Annotated in this window: 21 protein-coding genes and 1 pseudogene; 12 read left to right on the forward strand and 10 right to left on the reverse strand. The window is 62.5% G+C overall.

Features of this window, described 5'->3' with window-relative positions:
- Nucleotides 1-90: 90 nt before the first annotated feature.
- Both LB557_RS01150 and LB557_RS01155 read right to left on the reverse strand, forming a co-directional pair.
- A complete protein-coding gene (locus tag LB557_RS01150) occupies nt 91-1,038 on the reverse strand; it encodes a glutaminase (RefSeq protein WP_015318033.1) in 948 nt (315 codons plus the stop codon).
- A 4-nt stretch (nt 1,039-1,042) separates the two neighbouring features.
- A complete protein-coding gene (locus LB557_RS01155) occupies nt 1,043-2,191 on the reverse strand; it encodes a pyridoxal phosphate-dependent aminotransferase (protein WP_224643744.1) in 1,149 nt (382 codons plus the stop codon).
- A gap of 146 nt (nt 2,192-2,337) precedes the next feature.
- On the opposite strand from LB557_RS01155, the gene LB557_RS01160 reads away from it, so the two are divergent.
- The 6 genes from LB557_RS01160 (at nt 2,338) to aat (ending at nt 7,695) form a co-directional block, all read left to right on the forward strand.
- On the forward strand, nt 2,338-3,732 hold the full coding sequence (locus tag LB557_RS01160; RefSeq protein ID WP_224643745.1) for a M48 family metalloprotease: 1,395 nt from the start codon (nt 2,338-2,340) through the stop codon (nt 3,730-3,732).
- A 69-nt stretch (nt 3,733-3,801) separates the two neighbouring features.
- Nucleotides 3,802-4,638, forward strand: a complete 837-nt coding sequence (locus LB557_RS01165) for a DsbA family protein (protein WP_224643746.1) — start codon at nt 3,802-3,804, stop codon at nt 4,636-4,638.
- A 145-nt stretch (nt 4,639-4,783) separates the two neighbouring features.
- Nucleotides 4,784-5,218 (forward strand): type II 3-dehydroquinate dehydratase, encoded by a 435-nt coding sequence (gene aroQ, locus LB557_RS01170; protein ID WP_013895760.1) that lies wholly within the window; start codon nt 4,784-4,786, stop codon nt 5,216-5,218.
- A gap of 26 nt (nt 5,219-5,244) precedes the next feature.
- The gene (accB, locus tag LB557_RS01175) at nt 5,245-5,697 is read left to right on the forward strand and encodes an acetyl-CoA carboxylase biotin carboxyl carrier protein (RefSeq protein ID WP_224643749.1); all 453 of its coding nucleotides are present in this window, start codon (nt 5,245-5,247) and stop codon (nt 5,695-5,697) included.
- 10 nt (nt 5,698-5,707) lie between these two features.
- Complete coding sequence (accC, locus tag LB557_RS01180) at nt 5,708-7,051, forward strand: acetyl-CoA carboxylase biotin carboxylase subunit (protein WP_015318039.1); 1,344 nt, start codon at nt 5,708-5,710, stop codon at nt 7,049-7,051.
- 26 nt (nt 7,052-7,077) lie between these two features.
- A complete protein-coding gene (gene aat / locus LB557_RS01185; RefSeq protein WP_224643747.1) occupies nt 7,078-7,695 on the forward strand; it encodes a leucyl/phenylalanyl-tRNA--protein transferase in 618 nt (205 codons plus the stop codon).
- Nucleotides 7,696-7,704: 9 nt separating this feature from the next.
- Here aat and LB557_RS01190 read toward each other — a convergent pair whose 3' ends face one another.
- From LB557_RS01190 to LB557_RS01200, 3 genes are all read right to left on the reverse strand, one after another.
- Nucleotides 7,705-8,088, reverse strand: a complete 384-nt coding sequence (locus tag LB557_RS01190; RefSeq protein ID WP_015318041.1) for a hypothetical protein — start codon at nt 8,086-8,088, stop codon at nt 7,705-7,707.
- 63 nt (nt 8,089-8,151) lie between these two features.
- Nucleotides 8,152-8,763: a DUF2155 domain-containing protein gene (locus LB557_RS01195; RefSeq protein WP_224712995.1), complete on the reverse strand. Its 612-nt coding sequence runs from the start codon at nt 8,761-8,763 to the stop codon at nt 8,152-8,154.
- 138 nt (nt 8,764-8,901) lie between these two features.
- Complete coding sequence (locus LB557_RS01200; protein ID WP_015318043.1) at nt 8,902-9,300, reverse strand: NADH:ubiquinone oxidoreductase subunit NDUFA12; 399 nt, start codon at nt 9,298-9,300, stop codon at nt 8,902-8,904.
- Nucleotides 9,301-9,528: 228 nt separating this feature from the next.
- Here LB557_RS01200 and panB point away from each other — a divergent pair, with 228 nt between their 5' ends.
- Both panB and panC read left to right on the forward strand, forming a co-directional pair.
- Nucleotides 9,529-10,371, forward strand: a complete 843-nt coding sequence (gene panB / locus LB557_RS01205; protein ID WP_015318044.1) for a 3-methyl-2-oxobutanoate hydroxymethyltransferase — start codon at nt 9,529-9,531, stop codon at nt 10,369-10,371.
- On the forward strand, nt 10,368-11,219 hold the full coding sequence (gene panC / locus LB557_RS01210; RefSeq protein WP_224644246.1) for a pantoate--beta-alanine ligase: 852 nt from the start codon (nt 10,368-10,370) through the stop codon (nt 11,217-11,219). Before panB ends, panC begins: the two co-directional genes overlap by 4 nt.
- A 134-nt stretch (nt 11,220-11,353) precedes the next feature.
- On the opposite strand, the gene LB557_RS01215 is transcribed toward panC, so the two are convergent.
- The 3 genes from LB557_RS01215 to gatB all read right to left on the reverse strand — a co-directional run bounded on the left by LB557_RS01215 (nt 11,354) and on the right by gatB (nt 14,202).
- Complete coding sequence (locus tag LB557_RS01215) at nt 11,354-12,052, reverse strand: AIM24 family protein (RefSeq protein WP_224644245.1); 699 nt, start codon at nt 12,050-12,052, stop codon at nt 11,354-11,356.
- A 151-nt stretch (nt 12,053-12,203) separates the two neighbouring features.
- Nucleotides 12,204-12,698 carry a GNAT family N-acetyltransferase gene (locus LB557_RS01220; protein WP_224644243.1) on the reverse strand — a complete coding sequence of 165 codons (495 nt, stop codon included), beginning with the start codon at nt 12,696-12,698 and terminating at the stop codon, nt 12,204-12,206.
- Nucleotides 12,699-12,702: 4 nt separating this feature from the next.
- Nucleotides 12,703-14,202, reverse strand: a complete 1,500-nt coding sequence (gene gatB / locus LB557_RS01225) for an Asp-tRNA(Asn)/Glu-tRNA(Gln) amidotransferase subunit GatB (protein WP_224644241.1) — start codon at nt 14,200-14,202, stop codon at nt 12,703-12,705.
- Nucleotides 14,203-14,469: 267 nt separating this feature from the next.
- Between gatB and LB557_RS01230 the strand changes: the two are divergent.
- Nucleotides 14,470-14,722, forward strand: a pseudogene (locus LB557_RS01230) (YjhX family toxin).
- 44 nt (nt 14,723-14,766) lie between these two features.
- On the opposite strand, the gene LB557_RS01235 reads toward LB557_RS01230, so the two are convergent.
- On the reverse strand, nt 14,767-15,198 hold the full coding sequence (locus tag LB557_RS01235) for a CBS domain-containing protein (protein WP_015318050.1): 432 nt from the start codon (nt 15,196-15,198) through the stop codon (nt 14,767-14,769).
- Between the two features lie 87 nt (nt 15,199-15,285).
- Nucleotides 15,286-16,041, reverse strand: a complete 756-nt coding sequence (locus tag LB557_RS01240; RefSeq protein WP_140665519.1) for a rhomboid family intramembrane serine protease — start codon at nt 16,039-16,041, stop codon at nt 15,286-15,288.
- Between the two features lie 445 nt (nt 16,042-16,486).
- On the opposite strand from LB557_RS01240, the gene LB557_RS01245 reads away from it, so the two are divergent.
- From LB557_RS01245 to LB557_RS01255, 3 genes are all read left to right on the forward strand, one after another.
- Nucleotides 16,487-17,119: a PAS domain-containing protein gene (locus tag LB557_RS01245; protein WP_015318052.1), complete on the forward strand. Its 633-nt coding sequence runs from the start codon at nt 16,487-16,489 to the stop codon at nt 17,117-17,119.
- 119 nt (nt 17,120-17,238) lie between these two features.
- Nucleotides 17,239-17,856 (forward strand): PilZ domain-containing protein, encoded by a 618-nt coding sequence (locus LB557_RS01250; RefSeq protein ID WP_015318053.1) that lies wholly within the window; start codon nt 17,239-17,241, stop codon nt 17,854-17,856.
- A 283-nt stretch (nt 17,857-18,139) separates the two neighbouring features.
- A complete protein-coding gene (locus LB557_RS01255) occupies nt 18,140-18,748 on the forward strand; it encodes a transglutaminase-like cysteine peptidase (protein WP_140720580.1) in 609 nt (202 codons plus the stop codon).
- Nucleotides 18,749-18,911: the final 163 nt, after the last annotated feature.

Raw genomic sequence — 18,911 nt, forward strand, 5'->3', positions numbered from 1 at the left:
TTTCAAATCGTTGAATTGAATCTTTGACAAAAAATCCCGCGCCGATCGAAATGAACGGCGCGGGATTTTTCTTATCGGCAGGTCACGTTTCTACGGCGCGAAGATCGACCAGTTCATCATCCTGGCGAGCTTTTCCAGCGCGATCGACCCCAGCTTGGAATTGCCGTTGGCGTTGAGGCCGGGCGACCAGACGGCGAGCGAGGCGACACCCGGCACGATGCCCAATATGCCGCCGCCGACGCCGCTCTTGCCGGGGATGCCGACGCGGAAAGCAAAATCGCCAGAGCCGTCATAGTGGCCGCAGGTCAGCATCATGGCGCCGATGCGCCGCGCCCGCTCCGCCGACACCACGGAATGCCCGGTCGCCGGGTTCTTGCCGCCATTGGCGAGGAAGCGGCCGGCCATTGCCAATTGCCGGCAGCTCATGGCAATGGCGCAATGGTGGAAGTAGACGCCCAGCGCCAGTTCCGGCGCATGATGGAGATTGCCGAAGGATTTCATGTAGTTGGCGAGCGCGAAATTGCGGTAACCAGTGGCACGTTCGGAAGCCGCGACCTCGCGATCGATGATGATCGTCTCGTCGTCGGCGAGGAACTGGATGAAGCGCAGTATCTCGCCGATCGCCTCGCGCGGCTGGTGACCGGCAAGCAGGATGTCGGAAATGACGATGGCACCGGCATTGATGAACGGATTGCGCGGAATGCCGTTCTCATGCTCGAGCTGGACAATCGAGTTGAACGGGTTGCCGGAGGGCTCGCGCCCCACCCGCTTCCACAGCGCATCGCCGACATTGCCGAGCGCCAGCGTCAGCGTGAACACCTTCGAGATGCTCTGGATCGAAAACGCCTGGTCGGCATCGCCGGCCACGAGCGTGCGGCCATCATTGGTAACGGCCGCGATGCCGAATTTCTTCGGGTCGACCTTGCCCAGTTGGGGAATATAGGTCGCGACATCGCCGCGATCGGTGCGTTCCGCCATTTCCGCCGCGACTTCCGCCAATGCTTGATCAAGTTTGGGGGCCTGTTCGACTTCCGGCATGACGCTACCTCAACCAGCGTTCGATGCGCGCCATCGCCTCGACCATGTCGTCGTGGCTGCCGGCGTAGGAAAACCGCATCGTGCGATGCCCCGCCCTGGTGTCGAAATCGCGGCCGGGTGTCGCTGCAACATGCGCCTCGGCCAGCATCCTGCGGGCGAAGACCATGCTGTCATTGCTGTGCCGGGTGACATCGCAAAAGGCATAGAAGGCGCCATCCATGGGCGCCGCCAGGGGAAAACCCAGCTCCGGCAAACGCTTAATCAAGAGCTCGCGATTCCAGGCATAGCGTCCCTTCACCGCCTCCAGTTCCTCGGTTGCGGCAAAAGCCTCGATCGCCGCAATCTGCGACAGCTCCGGCGGCGAGATGTAGAGGCTCTGGGCGATGCGCTCGACCGGCCGCACGAGTTCTTCCGGCAAAACCATCCAGCCGATGCGCCAGCCGGTCATGCAGTAGTATTTCGAGAAGGAGTTGATAACCGTCACGCTGCCGCTGAAGGCGAGTGCCGTGGTGTCGGGGGCGCCATAGGCCAGCCGATGGTAGATCTCATCGGAAATGACGGCGATGCCGAGCGATTCCGCCGTGGCGACCAGCGTCGCCAGTTCGTCGACTGGGATGACGGCGCCCGTCGGATTGGCCGGACTTGCAAACAGCACACCCTTCAGCGGCGCCTCGCGATGCGCGGCTTCCAGATGGCCAGCATGCAGATAAGCCGCGTCGCCGAGCTCGATTTCGACCACGTCGATGCCAAGGGCTGCCATGATGTTGCGATAGGCGGGGTAGCCGGGTGCGGCGATGGCGACACGGTCGCCCGGGTCGAACATCGCCAGGAAGGCGAGATTGAAGGCCGCCGACGATCCGGTGGTCACCGCGATCCGGCCGGGGTCGACATCGAGGCCATAATGATCCGCGTAATGCCCGGCGATCGCCTTGCGCAGCGGGGCCAGACCCAAGGTGTCGGTATAGCCTATGCGTCCAACCTCCAGCGCCTTGGCGGCGGCGGCGCGAACCCGTACGGGCGCTGGATCGGATGGCTGGCCGACCGCCATGGAAATCACCGGTATGCCCAGGACCTTCAGCCGGTTCGCTTCGGCCAGCACATCCATGGCGTGGAACGGCTCGACATTGCCGCGATGGGAGAGCGAAACGACCATTTTTACCCCTGTCCCGAGGATTGAGCGCGCCAGGTCCTGACGCATGCGCCGCACAAATGCCCGATTGATGTGAGGATCACAAGTTGAGGAAGTTTTCAGGCGCCGACTTTTCATCTTTCGCCCGCTCGTCTACCAGTGGACACATTATGTTGAGCCGACCCAGATCGACGATTGCCCGGGCAGCGCGTGTCTTCGCAACGGTTTCGCTTGCCGCCGCGGTTGCGGTTGCCGGTTCGCAGACCGCCTGCGCCCAAGGCGTGCCAGTGGTCCGCGACGCCGAGATCGAAGCCCTGGTGCGCGATTATGCACGGCCGATCTTCAGGGCCGCCGGGCTGGCGAATGACGGCATCGACATCGTGCTGGTCAACGATTCCAGCTTCAACGCCTTCGTCACCGGGCGCCGGTTGTTCATCAACACCGGCGCGTTGATGACGGCTGAGACGCCGAACGAAATCATCGGCGTCATCGCACACGAAGCCGGGCATATCGCCGGCGGCCACCAGCAGAAGCTGCGCGACCAGCTCGAACGCGCCAAGACCATGGCCATCATCGCCACCTTGCTCGGTGCCGGCGCGATCGTTGCCGGTGCGACCACGAACAGCCGCGGCCTTGCCGGCGCCGGCATGGGCGTGGCGGCCGGCGGCGGCGAGATGGCGCAGCGCAGCATCCTCGCTTACCAGCGCACCGAGGAAATCACGGCCGACCGCTCGGCCATCACCTATCTCAATGCCACCGGCCAGTCCGGCATGGGCATGCTGAAGACCTTCCACCGCTTCCAGACCGCGCTATCGCTGTCGGGCGCGCAGGTCGATCCCTACCGGATCAGCCACCCGATGCCGCAGGACCGCATCGCCAACCTCGAGGTGCTGGTCAAACAGAGCCCCAATGTCGACAAGATCGACGCGCCGGCACTGCAGCAGCGCCACGACATGATGCGGGTGAAGATTGCCGTCTACATGGAAGGCCAGGCCGCCGCGACGCGGCTGATGCAAAAGATGCGGGGCAGCATGGCGGCGCTGTACGGCGATGCCCAGTCGGCCTATCTCTACGGCAACATCGCCGCGGCGCTCACCAAGACCAACGCCCTGATCAAGGCGCAGCCCAAGAATGCCTACTTCCAGGAGCTGCGCGGCGATATTCTTATGAAAGCCAACAAGCCCGCGGATGCGGCCGACGCTTATTCCAAGGCGGTCAGCCTCGACCCGGCACGGTCCGGCCTGCTGCCTGTCTCGCTTGGCCAGGCGCTGATGGCGGTCGGCACGCCCGACTCGCTCAAGAAAGCTGTCGTGCAGATCAACAATGGCCTGGGCCGCGACAAGGAAAACTCCACCGGATATCGCTATCTGGCGCAGGCTTATGGGGAGCTGGGAGACATACCGGGCGCGGAGCTTGCCACCGCCGAAGGCCATTTCTATTCCGGCAACTACAAGGATGCCAAGATCTTCGCCATGCGGGCGCAACAGCAGATGAAGCGCGGCGAGCCGCGCTGGATACGCGCCCAGGACATCATAAACTACAAATCGTCAGGCAAGAGCCAGTAATCTCATGAACCTTCCGGCCGCGTGCTGCGACACAGCCGGACCGGAAAACAGGCAGAAGGAACGACAACGATGAAAAAGGCACTGCTGCTGGGCACCACGGGGGTTGCGGTCGCCCTTGCCATGCTGGCTTTCGGTTTCGTGGCCGGCAGTCCGCAGGTTGCGAAGGCCGGAACGGCACAGGCTGTCCAGACGGCTCAGCCTGTCCAGACGGCTCAGCCTGTCCAGACGGCGGCCGATACCAAAATCGACCGCACCGAGGTCGAGGGAATCATCCGCGACTATCTCCTGAAGAATCCGGAAGTGCTGCTGGAAGTGCAGGACGCGCTCGAGGCCAAGCAGAAGGAGGAACAGCGGCTCGCGGCACTGGGCGTCATCAAGAACGCCAAGGACCAGATCTTCAATTCCACCTTCGACGGCGTTGTCGGCAACCCGAACGGCAAGGTCACGATCGTCGAGTTCTACGACTACAATTGCGGCTTCTGCAAACGCGCCATCGAGGACATGCGGGCGCTTACCAAGTCCGATCCGGACCTGCGTTTCGTGCTCAAGGAATTCCCGATCCTCGGCCCGGATTCGCAGAAGGCGAGCGTCGTCTCGATGGCGTTTCACCTGATGATGCCGGAGAAATACGGCGAGTTCCACAATGCGCTGCTCGGCGGTCAGGGGCGCGCCACCGAGGCAACCGCGATCAAGATCGCGCTTTCGCTCGGCGCCGACGAGGCGACATTGCACGATAAGATGAAGGACCCATCGATCACCGAGGCCTTCACCAAAACTTACGATCTTGCCAACAAACTGCAGATCACCGGAACCCCGTCCTACGTCGTCGGCAACGAGGTCGTGTTCGGGGCGCTCGGGCAGGAAGTGCTTGCCGAAAAGATCGAGGCGGCGAAAGCCGCGCTTTGAGCGGCAAGCGGTTTTCTTCACGGGCGCATTTCGGCCTGTTGTGGACAGTGAAAGAACGCACTTGCGCTCTTTCCGCGGGCGACTATGCCCGGTATAGAGGCCCAGCGCGCCGGCTTGACGCCGGCGCCGGAAAAGGTCGGTTTTTTTGAAAACGGTTTTTGTCCTGAACGGTCCCAATCTCAACGCGCTCGGCAAGCGCGAGCCGGGCATCTATGGCGGCAAGACGCTTGCCGCGATCGCCGACGACTGCAAGCAGGCAGGTGCGTCGCTTGGGATCGAGATCGATTTCCGTCAGTCGAACCATGAGGGCGATCTTGTCGACTGGATCCAGGAGGCCGGCGACAAAGCCGCCGGCATCGTCATCAACCCAGGCGCCTATAGCCATACCTCGATCGCGATCCACGACGCCATCCGTTCGGTCGCGCCATTGCCGGTCGCCGAAGTTCACCTTTCCAACATCCACGCGCGGGAACCGTTCCGCCACGTCTCCATGGTCGCGCCGGTCGCTGTCGGCATGATCTGTGGCTTTGGGCCGCTCGGCTACACGCTGGCGCTGCAAGCGCTGGCCGCACGCCTATGACCGGCCAACAAACAGAAGGCTCGAAAATGTCGATAAAGAAGACCGGTGTTGACCAGCAACTGATCCGCGATCTGGCGGGCATACTGAACGACACCAACCTGACAGAGATCGAGGTGGAACTCGGCGACCTGAAGGTACGGGTGTCGCGGCAGGCGCCCGCCGTTCACGCGATTGCGGCCCCGCAGCCCACCTATACACCAACGGCAACCCAGCCCGCGGCCGCCCCGGCGGCGGTCGACGTGTCGAAAAACGCGGTGACCTCGCCCATGGTCGGCACCGCCTATCTGGCGCCGTCGCCGGACGCAAAGCCGTTCATCGAGGTCGGCCAGAAGATCAAGGAAGGCCAGACGCTGCTGATCATCGAGGCGATGAAGACGATGAACCAAATCCCCTCGCCGCGCGCGGGCACGGTGACGGCGATCCTGTTCGAGGACGCGACGCCGGTGGAATACGGCATGCCGCTCGTCGTGATCGAGTAGAGCGGACCTGATGTTCCAGAAGATCCTCATCGCCAATCGCGGCGAAATCGCGCTCCGGGTGCTGCGCGCCTGCAAGGAACTTGGCATCCAGACGGTGGTGGTGCATTCGACCGCCGACGCTGACGCCATGCATGTCAGGCTCGCCGACGAAAGCGTGTGCATCGGTCCGCCGCCGTCGCGCGACAGCTATCTCAACATCCACCAGATCGTCGCGGCCTGTGAGATCACCGGCGCCGACGCCGTGCATCCGGGCTATGGCTTCCTGTCGGAGAACGCCAAGTTCGCCGACATTTTGGCGGCGCACAACATCACCTTCATCGGCCCGTCCGGCGACCACATCCGCATCATGGGCGACAAGATCGAGGCCAAGCGCACGGCAAAACGCCTCGGCATTCCGGTTGTGCCCGGTTCCGACGGTGCGGTGACCGAGGAAAAAGAAGCCAGGCGCATCGCCGCCGAGATTGGCTATCCCGTCATCATCAAGGCGTCGGCCGGCGGCGGCGGACGCGGCATGAAAGTAGCGCATACGGAGGCAGACCTCGAAATCGCACTGCAGACGGCACGCTCGGAAGCGGGCGCGGCCTTCGGCGACGACGCGGTCTACATCGAGAAATACCTGGAGAAACCGCGCCACATCGAGGTGCAGGTGTTTGGCGACGGCTTCGGCGGCGGCGTGCATTTCGGCGAGCGCGACTGCTCGCTGCAGCGGCGCCACCAGAAAGTCTGGGAAGAAGCCAATTCGCCGGCGCTCAACGCCGAGGAGCGGTCCCGCATCGGCGGTATCTGCGCCAAGGCGATCGCCGATCTCGGCTATTCGGGCGCCGGCACCATCGAGTTCCTGTACGAGAACGGCGAGTTCTATTTCATCGAGATGAACACGCGCCTGCAGGTCGAGCATCCGGTGACGGAGGCGATCACCGGCATCGATCTGGTCCACGAGCAGATCCGCGTCGCGTCCGGCGGCGGCCTTTCGGTCAAGCAGGAAGACATCAAGTTCAACGGCCACGCCATCGAATGCCGTATCAACGCCGAGGATCCCCGCACTTTCACCCCCTCGCCCGGCACGATCACGCATTTTCACACGCCAGGCGGCCTCGGCATCCGCGTCGATTCCGGCGTCTATTCGGGCTACAAGATCCCACCCTACTATGACAGCCTGATCGGCAAGCTGATCGTGCATGGCCGCAACCGCGTCGAATGCATGATGCGGCTGCGGCGGGCGCTCGACGAATTCGTCGTCGACGGGATCAAGACGACGTTGCCGCTGTTTCGCGATCTCGTCGGCAATGCCGACATCGCCAATGGCGACTACGACATCCACTGGCTGGAAAAATATCTGGCCAAGGGCGAATAGCCTCAACTTGCCGCTATAATGACGCGATGACCCGTCCCTACGCGCCAGGCTATCGCATCCCAACCGACCTTCTGCTCAAGGCATACGCCTCGGGCGTCTTCCCCATGGCCGAAAGTGCTGGTGACCCGGAGGTCTTCTGGGTGCGGCCGGAGACGCGCGGCATCATTCCGCTCGACGATTTTCACACACCCAAAAGCCTGAAGAAGACGATCCGCAGGCACCCGTTCGAAATCCGTTTCGATTTCGATTTCGAGGCGACGATCGATGGCTGCGCCGAAAAGCGCGAGGAGCGCCGCTCTACCTGGATCAATGCGCCGATCCGCGAAGCCTATGTGCAACTGCACCGCATGGGTCATTGCCACTCGGTCGAGGCCTGGCGCGAGGGGCGTATGGTCGGCGGCCTCTATGGCGTCTCGCTCGGGCGGGTGTTCTTCGGCGAAAGCATGTTTTCCAAAGAGACGGACGCGTCGAAGACCTGCCTGGTGCATCTCGTCGAGCGCCTGAAGGCACGCGGCTTCGCGCTGCTCGATACGCAGTTCACGACAGAGCACCTCAAGCGTTTCGGCGCGGTCGACGTGCCGCGCGGCAAATATGAAAAGATGCTGGCAGACGCGCTGAAAGGCGAAGCGATCTTTTTTCCGTAGGATCAGGCCCTACTTGGGCGGCGCCTCGATCGGCGTCTGTGCATGGAACATCATCTTCCAGCCGTTGACGCGATGGACGTAGCCGGTGCTGACCAGCGCCGCATAGGGCTCGCCATTTTCGCGCGTCGCACGCGCTTCATAGGTCAGCATGACGATATCGCTGCCGGGTTCGATTATTCCCTTGAGTTCGATGTCGAGGTCGCGCCAGCGGTTGGGTTTGGCTGCGGTCTTGGCCAGATCGGCATTGTCCATGGCCTGTGCCATCTGCGGAAATGCCACAAGGCATTCGGTGTCGACATTGGCAGCGTAGTAGGCAGTGTCGCCCGTCCAGAATCCCTTTTCCAGCTCCAGCAACTCGGCCTTGTTGGCCATGATCCGCTTGCTGTCCGACATTGGCGTATCCTCAACGCGCGTGGTGATGGTCCAACGCGCGCCAGCCATGGCGGTTCCAAGAGATCAGTTGGTGTCCGTCGTATCCGGTTCCACGGCGTCGTCGGGCTGTGCCGCGTCCGGAGCGACCGAGGGCGTTGGCTTGGTCGCGGCTGGCTTGGTCGCGGCTGGCTTCGACGCGTCGGCTTTCGCCCCATCGGCCTTGGTCGCGCCACTCTTGCCAGCATCGGGCGCCGGCACATCCGACTTCTGCTTGCATTCCTTCAGCCAGACGTCATAGACGGCATGTTCGACGGCGTTGAGCCCCGGACTTTCCGCAAACATCCAACCGGTAAAGATACGGCGGATCTTGCGGTCGAGCGTGATCTCGTCGACCTCGACGAAAGAATCGGTTTTCGGCTGTTCGTTCTGCGGCCGGGAATAGCAGACGCGCGGCGTGACCTGCAGGGCGCCGAACTGCACCGTCTCGTCGATATAAACATCGAAGGTGATGATGCGGCCGGTGATCTTGTCGATGCCGGCGAACTCGGCGACCGGGTTGGTGATGCGATCCGATCCCGCGGGCGCCGCCGGCGCCGGGGCGGCGGGTGCGGGTGAAGCCGCAAAGGCGATGGTGCTGACGGCGAGGCTGGCTGCTAACGTCAGGCCGCCCGTCAATATCGGGTTGAAAAAGCTCATGCAAAGGTACCGGTGGTTCGCGCCCAGGTGATTCCGTCGATCGCCAAGGCTAGTCGCCGTTTTCTGATCAGCAAGCAGCTAAACACCAATTGTGGCGATAAAGGACCGGCCTGCACCTTACCTGTGCAACTCGCGCCGTTACGAGCCCGGCGTCCAGGCGTCGTAGTCGCCGGTGACCTGCGGGCGGTGTTGATTGGTCAGCACCGAGCCTTTCGGACGATAGGCCGATGGCGTGCCGGTCAGATTGGGTAAATGCGGCTTTTGCCAGTCGCGCGGCCGGTAGTCATCGCTGGGGGGAGCGATATCGACACGATGGTGAATCCAGCCGTGCCAGCCCGGCGGAATGGCCGAAGCTTCCGAATAGTTGCGGTAGATGACCCAGCGACGCGTGCGGCCTTCCGAATCGATACCGCCTTCGTAATAGACATTGCCGGCCTCGTCCTGGCCGACCCTCTTGCCGTAGCGCCATGTGTGCAGGCGCGTTCCCAGCGTCTGGCTGTTCCACCAGGTGAAAAACTGCGTCAGGAAAGTCTTCATCTCAGAACCCTCGCGCTGGCGGCGCCCGTTTCCTGCTTATGGCGTCAGGCCTTCGGGAAGGCAAGGGTTTTGCCACGAGGAGCGCGCAAATGGCGCGCCAGGGGCCCGACACCAGCCTGTGATCCCCGGGGGTGACCGGATGCGCGCTTGCCAAGCCTTGCCGCTCTTTCTAAAGCTCTGCGCGCCCATGCGAAAATCCTGTCCCGCTGGGGCTGAAGGAGGCGACGATTGGCCACGCAATTGCCGACCACCGATATTCGCGTCGGCGCCGACCTGATTCGCCGCCGCAAGGGCGGCACGCCGATCGTCTGCCTCACCGCCTACACCTATCCGATCGCCCGCCTGCTCGATCCCCATGTCGACCTGCTCCTGGTCGGCGACAGCGTCGCCATGGTCGTGCATGGCCACGAGACGACGCTGGGCGCCTCGCTGGAGATGATGATCGCGCACGGCCAAGCCGTGATGAGGGGCTCGGCCCGGGCCTGCGTGGTCGTCGACATGCCGGCCGGCAGCTATGAGGGGTCCGCCGTGCAAGCCCTGGCCTCGGCACGGCGCATCGTCGGCGAGACCGGCTGCCAGGCGGTGAAGCTCGAAGGCGGCGTCGACATGGCTCGTCAGATTGCCGCGATCGTGGCCGCCGATATCCCGGTCATGGGCCATATCGGCCTGCAGCCTCAATCGGTGAAAAAGGATGGCGGCTACAAGATCAAGGGCCGCACGGACGAGACTGTAGCCGCCCTGATCGCCGACGCGCTGGCGGTCGAGAAGGCCGGCGCGTTCTCGGTGGTCATCGAAGGCACGATCGAGACGGTCGCCGCCGACATCACCCGCCGCATAGCCATTCCAACCATCGGCATCGGCGCCAGCGACGATTGCGACGGCCAGATCCTGGTCGTCGACGACATGGTCGGGCTGACGGTCGACCGCGTGCCGAAATTCGTCAAGCAATACGCCGACCTGCGCAGCGTGATCACGCATGCCGCGGAGCGCTACGCATCGGAGGTGCGGGATCGCGTTTTCCCCGGGCCCGCCCACGTCTTTTCAAAAACCAACGGCGGGGATGACGCGTGAGCCGGCCCCACGTCGTCGACAGCGTTGCCGCGCTTCGCGCGCGAATCCGCGACTGGCGGCGCGACGGACAACGCATCGCCATGGTGCCGACCATGGGCGCCTTGCATAACGGGCATCTTTCGCTGGTCAAGATCGCCCTCGAAAGGGCTGATCGTTGCGTGGTGTCGATCTTCGTCAACCCGACGCAGTTCGCACCGACCGAGGATCTCGACAAGTACCCGCGCCAGTTGGCCCGCGACCTCGACATGCTGGCCGCGGTCAAAGCCGACCTTGCCTTCACGCCCGGTGTCAGCGAGATGTATCGCGCAGGCTTTGCCACGAAGATCTCGGTAGGCGGCCCGTCAGCCGGGCTCGAAACGGACTTTCGCCCCACCTTTTTCGACGGCGTCGCCACGGTGGTGGCCAAGCTTCTCCTGCAGGCCGCGCCCGACTTCGCCATCTTTGGCGAAAAGGATTACCAGCAGCTTTGCGTCGTCAGGCAGCTTTGCCGCGACCTAGACCTGCCCGTCGAGATCATCGGCGCGCCGACCATACGCGACGCGCATGGCCTCGCCATGTCGTCACGCAACGCCTATCTCGATGAAGCCGACCTCCAGATCGCTCGCCAATTCAACGTCATTCTGCGCAAGGCAGCTGCTGCGCTGGCGGCGGGCGCAGGACAGGAGGAAACGATCGCCGAAGCAAGCCGCGTCTTGGTCGCGACCGGCTTCCAGAAGGTGGATTATGTCGAGGCCCGCGAAAGCCTGACACTCACGCCATGGCGGCGCGACCGCGCGGGCCGCGTTCTCGCCGCCGCCTGGCTGGGAAAAACCAGGCTGATCGACAATGTGGAAGTTCCCGCCGCCTGATCGGCGTTGGCATTCTCAATCAAGGTCGAAGGCTCGCCCTGCCGATGCCATGGCACGGGGAGCCGATCCGCTGATAAGTCACCGCCGCGTTCGCGCTGGCCAGGCTTTCATCCGTCTGGCTTCTGGCTCCCAACCTATTCCTCGGTCGGCATATGCAGGTACATCGACTGGATGCCGACCCTGCCCGGCCCGGTGAAGCGGTTGACGATGAAATTCAAGTTGGCACCGAAGAAGCCGCTCGACAGCCGGTCGATCTTGGTCTCCATCCTGACCGAGGCATCCTTGAACAGCCAGCCGCCGGGCTCGATGTCTATGATCTCGCCCGGAGCGAGCGTCTTTTCAAAAACGTTGCCATAGCCGTGCAGCCAGACGATGCCGTCACCGGTATCGCCGCGAAACCGGTCGATGAAGAAGCCGCTCTGGCCGAACAGCATCGTCGCCAGGCCGCGTACACGCTCGAACGTGTAGTCGACATTGCTGGTGGCGGCCAGAAACTGGTGCTCGCGGACCTGGATCTCCTCGCCTCGCTGCAGGTGAATCGGCACGATGTGACCCGGCCCATCACGGCTGAAGGCGATGATGCCCGCCCCCGACGCCTCGGTGACGAAGATCTGCATGCCGGCCATCATGCGCTTCAGCGCGCCCTTCAGCGATTTCAGGCCGATGGTGATTGTGGAATTCTTCCACAGCAGGATGTGGTGCTCGAAATAGACAGGCATCCGCGTCACATCGACGGAAAGCACGGGCACCAGTTCGCCCGCTATGTGATAGGTGACGCCACCAAAGGTTTCGTCCGACACCTCGGTCGGCATCAGTTCCGGCAGACTTGGCATGGTTCCCCCCAAAGCCATCCCGCGTGTGTCGGTTTATTCCGGCTTTACGCGGGTCGGCCTAGGCAGCTTTGGTGCCGGACACCAGGGCCGTCAAACGAAAACAGATCCCGCGACGCGCGCTCGCGCGAAGGTGATCACGCCGCCACGGTGCTCAGGCGGCAAGTACCCGTTCATAGATCAGCGCCGGGATGGCAGAGCTGGCGGAGCCGCAATTCTCGGTGCGGCCGATCTGGACGAAGCCGTTGGCCTGATAAAAGGCAACGGCGCGGGTGTTCTTCTCTTCCACTTCGAGCCGAATGCGGTGAGCTTCCGGAAAACTCTCGATGATCTCGTCGAGGAGCATGCCGCCGATACCACGACCCTGCAGCAAGGGAAGCACATAGAGCTGCCTGAGCATGACCACGCCGCCGCCATCGACGCTGTCGGCAAACGCCATGCCGCCAATGCGCTTGCCGTCATCGGCAACGAGGAACTCGCTGCTCGGCTTTACCAGCCTGGCTTTCAATGAGGCGATGGAGTGCCATTCATTGGTGATTTCGGTGACCCGTTCCGCGCCATAGATGGCGTCATACGTCGCATGCCAGGTCTCGACCAGCAACGCCCGGACGGCTGCGAGGTCGCGATCCCCGGCGGTGCGAACGAACATGCTTTTACTCGATGCCCAGCTTGGCCTTGACGAGGTCGTTGACGGCCTGCGGATTGGCCTTGCCGCCAGTCGCCTTCATCACCTGGCCGACGAACCAGCCGGCCATGGTGGGCTTGGCGCGAGCCTGCTCGACCTTGTCGGGATTGGCCGCGATCACCTCGTCGACCGCCTTCTCGATGGCCCCGGTATCGGTGACCTGCTTCATGCCACGGCTTTCGACCAGCTGGCGCGGATCCCCACCCTCGTTCCAGACGATCTCGAACAGGTCCTTGGCGATCTTGCCGGAGATGGTGCCTTCCTTGATCAGATCGATGACAGCGCCAAGCTGGTCTGGCGAAACCGGAGCGGATTCAATGTCCTTGCCGGCCTTGTTGAGAGCACCCAGCAGATCGTTGATGACCCAGTTGGCGGCGAGCTTGCCGTCGCGACCGGCCGCCACCTTCTCGAAATAATCGGCGATCGGCTTTTCCGATACCAGGATCGCGGCGTCGTAGGTCGAGAGGCCGAGCGAGGAAATCAGCCGCAGCTTCTTGTCATCGGGCAGTTCCGGCAATTCCTTGGCCAGCCTATCGACATAGGCCTGGTCGAATTCCAGCGGCAGAAGGTCGGGATCGGGGAAGTAGCGATAGTCGTGCGCCTCTTCCTTGGAGCGCATCGAGCGCGTCTCGCCCTTGACGGCGTCGAACAGCCGCGTTTCCTGGTCGATCTTGCCGCCGTCCTCGATGATGGCGATCTGCCGGCGCGCCTCGTAGTCGATGGCCTGGCCGATGAAGCGGATCGAGTTCATGTTCTTGATTTCGCAGCGCGTGCCGAATTCGCCACCTGGCCGGCGTACAGAGACATTGACGTCGGCGCGCAACGAGCCTTCGTCCATGTTGCCGTCGCAGGTGCCGAGATAGCGCATTATGGTCCGCAGCTTGGTCACATAGGCCTTGGCCTCATCGCCGGAGCGCATGTCAGGTTTCGACACGATCTCCATCAACGCCACGCCGGAGCGGTTGAGGTCGACATAGGACATGGTCGGGTGCTGGTCGTGGATCGACTTGCCGGCATCCTGCTCCAGGTGCAGGCGCTCGATGCCAACCTCGATGTCCTCGAACTCGCCCTGGCGGTCGGGGCCGACAGAGACGATGACCGTGCCCTCGCCGACGATCGGCTGCTTGAACTGCGAGATCTGGTAGCCCTGCGGCAGGTCCGGATAGAAATAATTCTTCCGGTCGAAGACCGACTTGTGGTTGATCGCCGCCTTCAACCCCAGGCCGGTGCGGATCGCCTGCTTGACGCATTCCTCGTTGATGACGGGCAGCATGCCTGGCATCGCCGCATCGACAAGGCTGACATTGGCATTGGGCGCGGCACCGAAAGCGGTCGAAGCGCCGGAGAACAGCTTTGCTTCCGAGATGACCTGTGCGTGCACCTCGAGGCCGATGATGATCTCCCAGTCGCCGGTGGCGCCGGATATCAGGCGTTTTGCGTCAGGGGTGCGAGTGTCGATGATGCTCATTGTGGCCTACGGACTGAAGTGCATTAATGCAACTTCGCTAGTGCAAACCGCCAAAAGAGACAAGCGCAAAGCCGCGGGCGCAAAGCCGTTGGCTGGCCTCTTCGACCGCTTTCGCCTGTATCCGTTCGTCTCAATGGAGAGTGGATGTCCACTTACGCGCAGTCCCGGTGAGGCCCTGACCTCGTAGCGAGGCAGGGCAGAAAACCTGAACCCCGTGCCGCGAAGCTTCGCGGCGGCGGTATTTTTCGTTTTCCGGGAACTCTTCACATGGATATTTCGCGCATTGAACAGCGCATCCTGCACCTGCTCGCGCAGGGCGGACGCATTGAAATCGAAAGGAACGACAAGAAACGGATCGGTCAAATGCCTGACCCGCGACGGCTGGCATTACCCCGGCGTCGATCTCGACCTGTTTCGAAAATTGAAACGCAAGAAGGCGGTTTCGTCGTCCGGCGGCGGGCCCTACCGCATCACGAGGCTCGGGCTCGAACTCGTTCGCTCCGAACTCGACAACAGGTAGCCTTGGTGCCGCCGGCCGGCACCCGGCCGGCGGTTGCCGACCGCTCAGGCGGTGGCGATGTAGGCCCGGATTTCCTCGGCCTCGCGCTCGACGTCCTCGATGCGGCGCTTGACCACGTCGCCGATGGATACGATGCCATCGAGCAGGCCGTCCTTTTCCACCGGGAGATGGCGGAAGCGGCCCCTGGTCATGATCTCCATCACCTCGTTGACGGTGTGGTTTTCGTTGCAGATCTTCACCTTCGGCGTCATCGCCGAGCGCACAGCTATATCGAGCGCGGCACCGCCTTCCCTGGCTACCACGCGCACGATGTCGCGCTCCGAAAGGATGCCGACGATCTTGCGATCGCCATTGGTGATGACCAGCGCGCCGATCCTGTGCTCGGCAAGGATGCGGATGGCTTCGCTCAGTTTTTCGTTCGGCCCGAGCGTCAACACGTCATGGCCTTTTTGCTCGAGAATGGCCTTAACCGTCATGGCGTCCTCCTCTACTTTGCCAACCGGTTCCTGCCCTGACCGGCTTTCACATAAGAGTGAACATCGTGCGCCGTGATCGGTTGCATTTCAAGCCCGGTCGGAGGTCTCCCATTCGGGCGCTTGCCATATCCCGTCGAACCAGCGCAGGCCGAAGAAGCCCGCGACAAAGCCGCCGATATGGGCCTCCCAGGCGACTTGGCCGTCCACGCCGGGCGCAAAGCCGAGAAGGCCGGTGGCCAGATTGATGATCATCCACATGGCCAGGAAGATGACGACGCCGCGCGAGCGCAGCACGACCCCGACCGGCAGCACCGGGCCGGCGAAAGCAGCCTTGCCGGCCGAGCGGTCGGTGCGGAAGCCAAAGCGCGCCGCAGCCCCCATCATGCCCGATATGGCGCCCGATGCGCCGACCAGCGGCGCTTCTCCATACGGATGCATCGCCCAGAAGAGTGCCACCGAAGCCAATCCCGTGGCAGCAAAGAACAACGCGAACCGAAGCGCGCCGAGCCGATTGGCCAGCGGCGAGCCGAAGGCGGCAAGCCAGACCATGTTGATGGCGATATGGGCAAAGCCGCCATGCATGAAGGCATAGGTGAAAGGCCGCGTGAAGAGAAACCAGTCGAACCCGTACCGGCCGGTATAGAGGACGGGAATGAAAGCTCCGTCATAGAGCAGCGTCATCTGCTGGGCGTCGTTCAGCGCATATTGCTGCAGCAGGTAGACGACCGCGCAGATGCCGATCACCGCCAGCACGATCGGCGGCAGATTGAACACCGGCTCACGCACCGGTGGCGGCATGGTCTCGGCCGGTTCGGGCTCGGACGGATTTTGCTGTTCGCTCATCTGCAATCGCACTCGATGCTGGTTCGACTGGGCTGGTTCGACTGGGCTGGTTCGACTGGGCTGGTTCGGTCTGGCGAGCATCTAGATCACCGCCGATGGAACCGCAAACGGCGAATCGTCCCGCTCCGAATCAAAAGGGGCGAATCAAAAAAGAAGCCGTCCAAGGTTTCCCCTGAACGGCCGGTCGAGCCCCTGCTCCCCTAAAACTCTTGACTGAAGTGCTGCCGATCGTCGCGAAACGACCGCTTCTGGAGTGGTTTTGGTGTGCCACGCGGCGGCCCAGGGCGCAACGTAAACCAGTTGTTAACCTTAACGGCCCCGACCCGTGAACAAGTGTTAACGACGCTGGCACGCTTCCTGCTCCCCAACGCATGTAGGTCATCGGAGGGCGCCCTTCTGTTCACCGATGGGACATCAGACGACAGAATGCGCGGAGCTTTGTAGTATGAACCAAAACGGATCGATCACGCTGTTCCACTATTGGAACCGCCTGCGTGACGGACGCCCCGCTCCGAAGCGATCGGAAGTCGAGCCGGCCGATATCAAGTCGCTGCTGGCCGATACGTTCATCCTCGAAAAGGACACGCGTGGGCAACCTGTATTTCGCCTGGCCGGCACCAGGCTCTGTGCCTCCTACGGCCGCGAACTCAAGGGATTTTCCTTCCCGTCGCTGTGGCGGGAGAAGGACCAGAGGCTGGTTTCGCGGCTCATTCACGGGGTTTTCGAACAGAAATCGGTCGTGCTGATCATTTTCGAGGGCTTCAGCCGCAACGGCCGCTCCAACAAGTTCGAATTGCTCGCCTTGCCGCTCGACGGCGGCATCGAAAATCCACGCTGCCTCGGCGTGATCAGCGCCGTGGAGAAGCCGTTCTGGCTGGGCGCGGATCCGATCACCGACGCCTTGATCGATTCCATCCGCGTCATCGACCCGGAGAAGGAACTGCTGAACAGCCGTCCGGCGATCAACGTTCCCTCGCTCGTTCCCGACGAGATCGAGGCGCCCGAAACGATCTCCGCGCTCGGTCGTGCCCGCCGCATCCGCCATCTCGTCGTTTTCGATGGCGGGCGGGACGAATAGTTGACGATCGCATGGTCTTGCAGGCTCGTTTTTCCCCTTTGTTAACCCGATTTGTTGTAGTTCTCTGCTGAAATTCCTCGCATCCACGCGCGGGAATGCCAAACGGGGTGTAGGCAGTCATGAGGTCAGCGGCGGTCGACTACGCGCCGTCCCAAGCTGAAAGGCGTAACTTTCAGCGCGTCCGGGTCAAAATCTACGGACGTTTCATGCTGGAGGACCGCACCGAGCACCCATGCCAGGTGGTGGACATGTCGCCCGGCAACGTGGCGCTTCGCACCGACCGCATTGGCATGCCCGGCGAGAAAGTCATCGCCTATATCGACCATATCGGCCGCATCGAGGGTGTGCTGACACGCACGCTGCCGGATGGCTTCGCAATGACGGTGATCGCGTCCGACCGCAAGAAGGACAAACTCGCCGCGCAGTTGACATGGCTTGCCAACAAGCACGAACTCGACCTGCCGGAAGACCGCCGCCACGAGCGCGTCTCGCCCCGCAACCCGACGAGCGTGCTGCAGCTCACCGACGGCCGCCAGTATCAGTGCCGGATCATCGATCTGTCGCTGTCGGGCGCCGCGATCGAGATCGACGTGAAACCGGCGATCGGCGTCCAGGTCATGCTCGGCACGATGCGGGGTCAGATCGTCCGGCATTTCGAAGATGGCGTCGCCATCGAATTCGCCGTCATCCAGCGCCCCGAGACGCTCGATTCCGAATTCAACACGCCGCGCGCCTGATCGGGCCGCAAAGCATGCCCGTCAAGCCGGCCTCGCGGCCGGCTTTTTCGATTTCGGGGTGCGGCGATTGATAGGTCTTGGATGGCAGGTCGCCATAGTCGGAAATGGTCCGCGGGAGGCCGAATTTGCCGAAACCCCAGCGCAGCAATCCAACCAATTCAATACTAAAATGATTCAAATTTTATGTTTATTCTATAGACGTTTTACTTAAAATCTACTTCGGACCTTTGCGTCGAATAAATCCAGATGTGGCACTGTCTCCTTCGAACGGGGAGACTGAACAATGAAAAAAACGAGGGGCAAGCTGTTGCTGATGGCAATGGCGATGCAGCTTTCCGCCTGGGGATCAGCATATGCCGCGGGACCGGCCTATATGCATACCGGCGGACGCACGACGCAGCCTGTTGGCCACTATGAATTCTGCCAACGCATCCCCGGCGAATGCAACGAGAAGACCGCCAAGGGGGCGCCTGTCGACCTGAGCCGCAAGCTCTGGGCGACGATCGTGAGCATCAACAATTCGGTCAACACCCGCATCAAGCCGCGCACCGACATGGAAAACTACGGTGCCGAGGAATACTGGGCCTACCCGGACAATGGCTATGGCGATTGCGAGGACTACGCGCTGGAAAAGCGCCGCGAGTTGATGGATGCGGGCGTGCCGGCCGGTGACCTCTTGATGACGGTTGCGCGCCAGCCGAATGGCGACGGCCACGCGGTGCTGACCGTGCGCACCAGCCTCGGCGAGTTCATCCTCGACAATCTTGAAACCAAGGTGCTGTCCTGGACGGACACCGACTACACCTATCTCAAGCGTCAATCGACGGAGAATTCCGGCGTTTGGGTGACGATCAACGACGGCCGTTCCGACGCGGTCGCCAGCGTCCGCTGAGGACGCCAATGAGATCAGGCGCGTTGCACGACGCGCTTAACGAGAAACCCGGTCGAGTCCCCACCCTCCCCGTCCCCAACGACCGGGTCAAAGGAGCCGGCCCCGTCCCCGGGCCGGCTCCGCCATTTCTGGGAAGACATCAGTACATTGTGGTATAAATTTC

It is taken from the genome of Mesorhizobium sp. BR115XR7A (assembly GCF_020165315.1).
Taxonomy (GTDB): Bacteria; Pseudomonadota; Alphaproteobacteria; order Rhizobiales; family Rhizobiaceae; genus Mesorhizobium; species Mesorhizobium australicum.

What these genes read in the sequence shown, in the direction of transcription:
- LB557_RS01195 (WP_224712995.1), bottom strand. Translation starts at nt 8,763, where the DNA reads ATGAGCTTTTTCAACCCGATATTGACGGGCGGCCTGACGTTAGCAGCC.
- aat (WP_224643747.1), top strand. Translation starts at nt 7,078, where the DNA reads ATGACCCGTCCCTACGCGCCAGGCTATCGCATCCCAACCGACCTTCTG.
- LB557_RS01255 (WP_140720580.1), top strand. Translation starts at nt 18,140, where the DNA reads ATGAAAAAAACGAGGGGCAAGCTGTTGCTGATGGCAATGGCGATGCAG.
- LB557_RS01150 (WP_015318033.1), bottom strand. Translation starts at nt 1,038, where the DNA reads ATGCCGGAAGTCGAACAGGCCCCCAAACTTGATCAAGCATTGGCGGAA.
- LB557_RS01200 (WP_015318043.1), bottom strand. Translation starts at nt 9,300, where the DNA reads ATGAAGACTTTCCTGACGCAGTTTTTCACCTGGTGGAACAGCCAGACG.
- accC (WP_015318039.1), top strand. Translation starts at nt 5,708, where the DNA reads ATGTTCCAGAAGATCCTCATCGCCAATCGCGGCGAAATCGCGCTCCGG.
- LB557_RS01240 (WP_140665519.1), bottom strand. Translation starts at nt 16,041, where the DNA reads ATGAGCGAACAGCAAAATCCGTCCGAGCCCGAACCGGCCGAGACCATG.
- LB557_RS01215 (WP_224644245.1), bottom strand. Translation starts at nt 12,052, where the DNA reads ATGCCAAGTCTGCCGGAACTGATGCCGACCGAGGTGTCGGACGAAACC.
- LB557_RS01220 (WP_224644243.1), bottom strand. Translation starts at nt 12,698, where the DNA reads ATGTTCGTTCGCACCGCCGGGGATCGCGACCTCGCAGCCGTCCGGGCG.
- LB557_RS01190 (WP_015318041.1), bottom strand. Translation starts at nt 8,088, where the DNA reads ATGTCGGACAGCAAGCGGATCATGGCCAACAAGGCCGAGTTGCTGGAG.
- LB557_RS01160 (WP_224643745.1), top strand. Translation starts at nt 2,338, where the DNA reads ATGTTGAGCCGACCCAGATCGACGATTGCCCGGGCAGCGCGTGTCTTC.
- LB557_RS01235 (WP_015318050.1), bottom strand. Translation starts at nt 15,198, where the DNA reads ATGACGGTTAAGGCCATTCTCGAGCAAAAAGGCCATGACGTGTTGACG.
- LB557_RS01250 (WP_015318053.1), top strand. Translation starts at nt 17,239, where the DNA reads ATGAGGTCAGCGGCGGTCGACTACGCGCCGTCCCAAGCTGAAAGGCGT.
- LB557_RS01165 (WP_224643746.1), top strand. Translation starts at nt 3,802, where the DNA reads ATGAAAAAGGCACTGCTGCTGGGCACCACGGGGGTTGCGGTCGCCCTT.
- LB557_RS01155 (WP_224643744.1), bottom strand. Translation starts at nt 2,191, where the DNA reads ATGGTCGTTTCGCTCTCCCATCGCGGCAATGTCGAGCCGTTCCACGCC.
- gatB (WP_224644241.1), bottom strand. Translation starts at nt 14,202, where the DNA reads ATGAGCATCATCGACACTCGCACCCCTGACGCAAAACGCCTGATATCC.
- LB557_RS01245 (WP_015318052.1), top strand. Translation starts at nt 16,487, where the DNA reads ATGAACCAAAACGGATCGATCACGCTGTTCCACTATTGGAACCGCCTG.
- accB (WP_224643749.1), top strand. Translation starts at nt 5,245, where the DNA reads ATGTCGATAAAGAAGACCGGTGTTGACCAGCAACTGATCCGCGATCTG.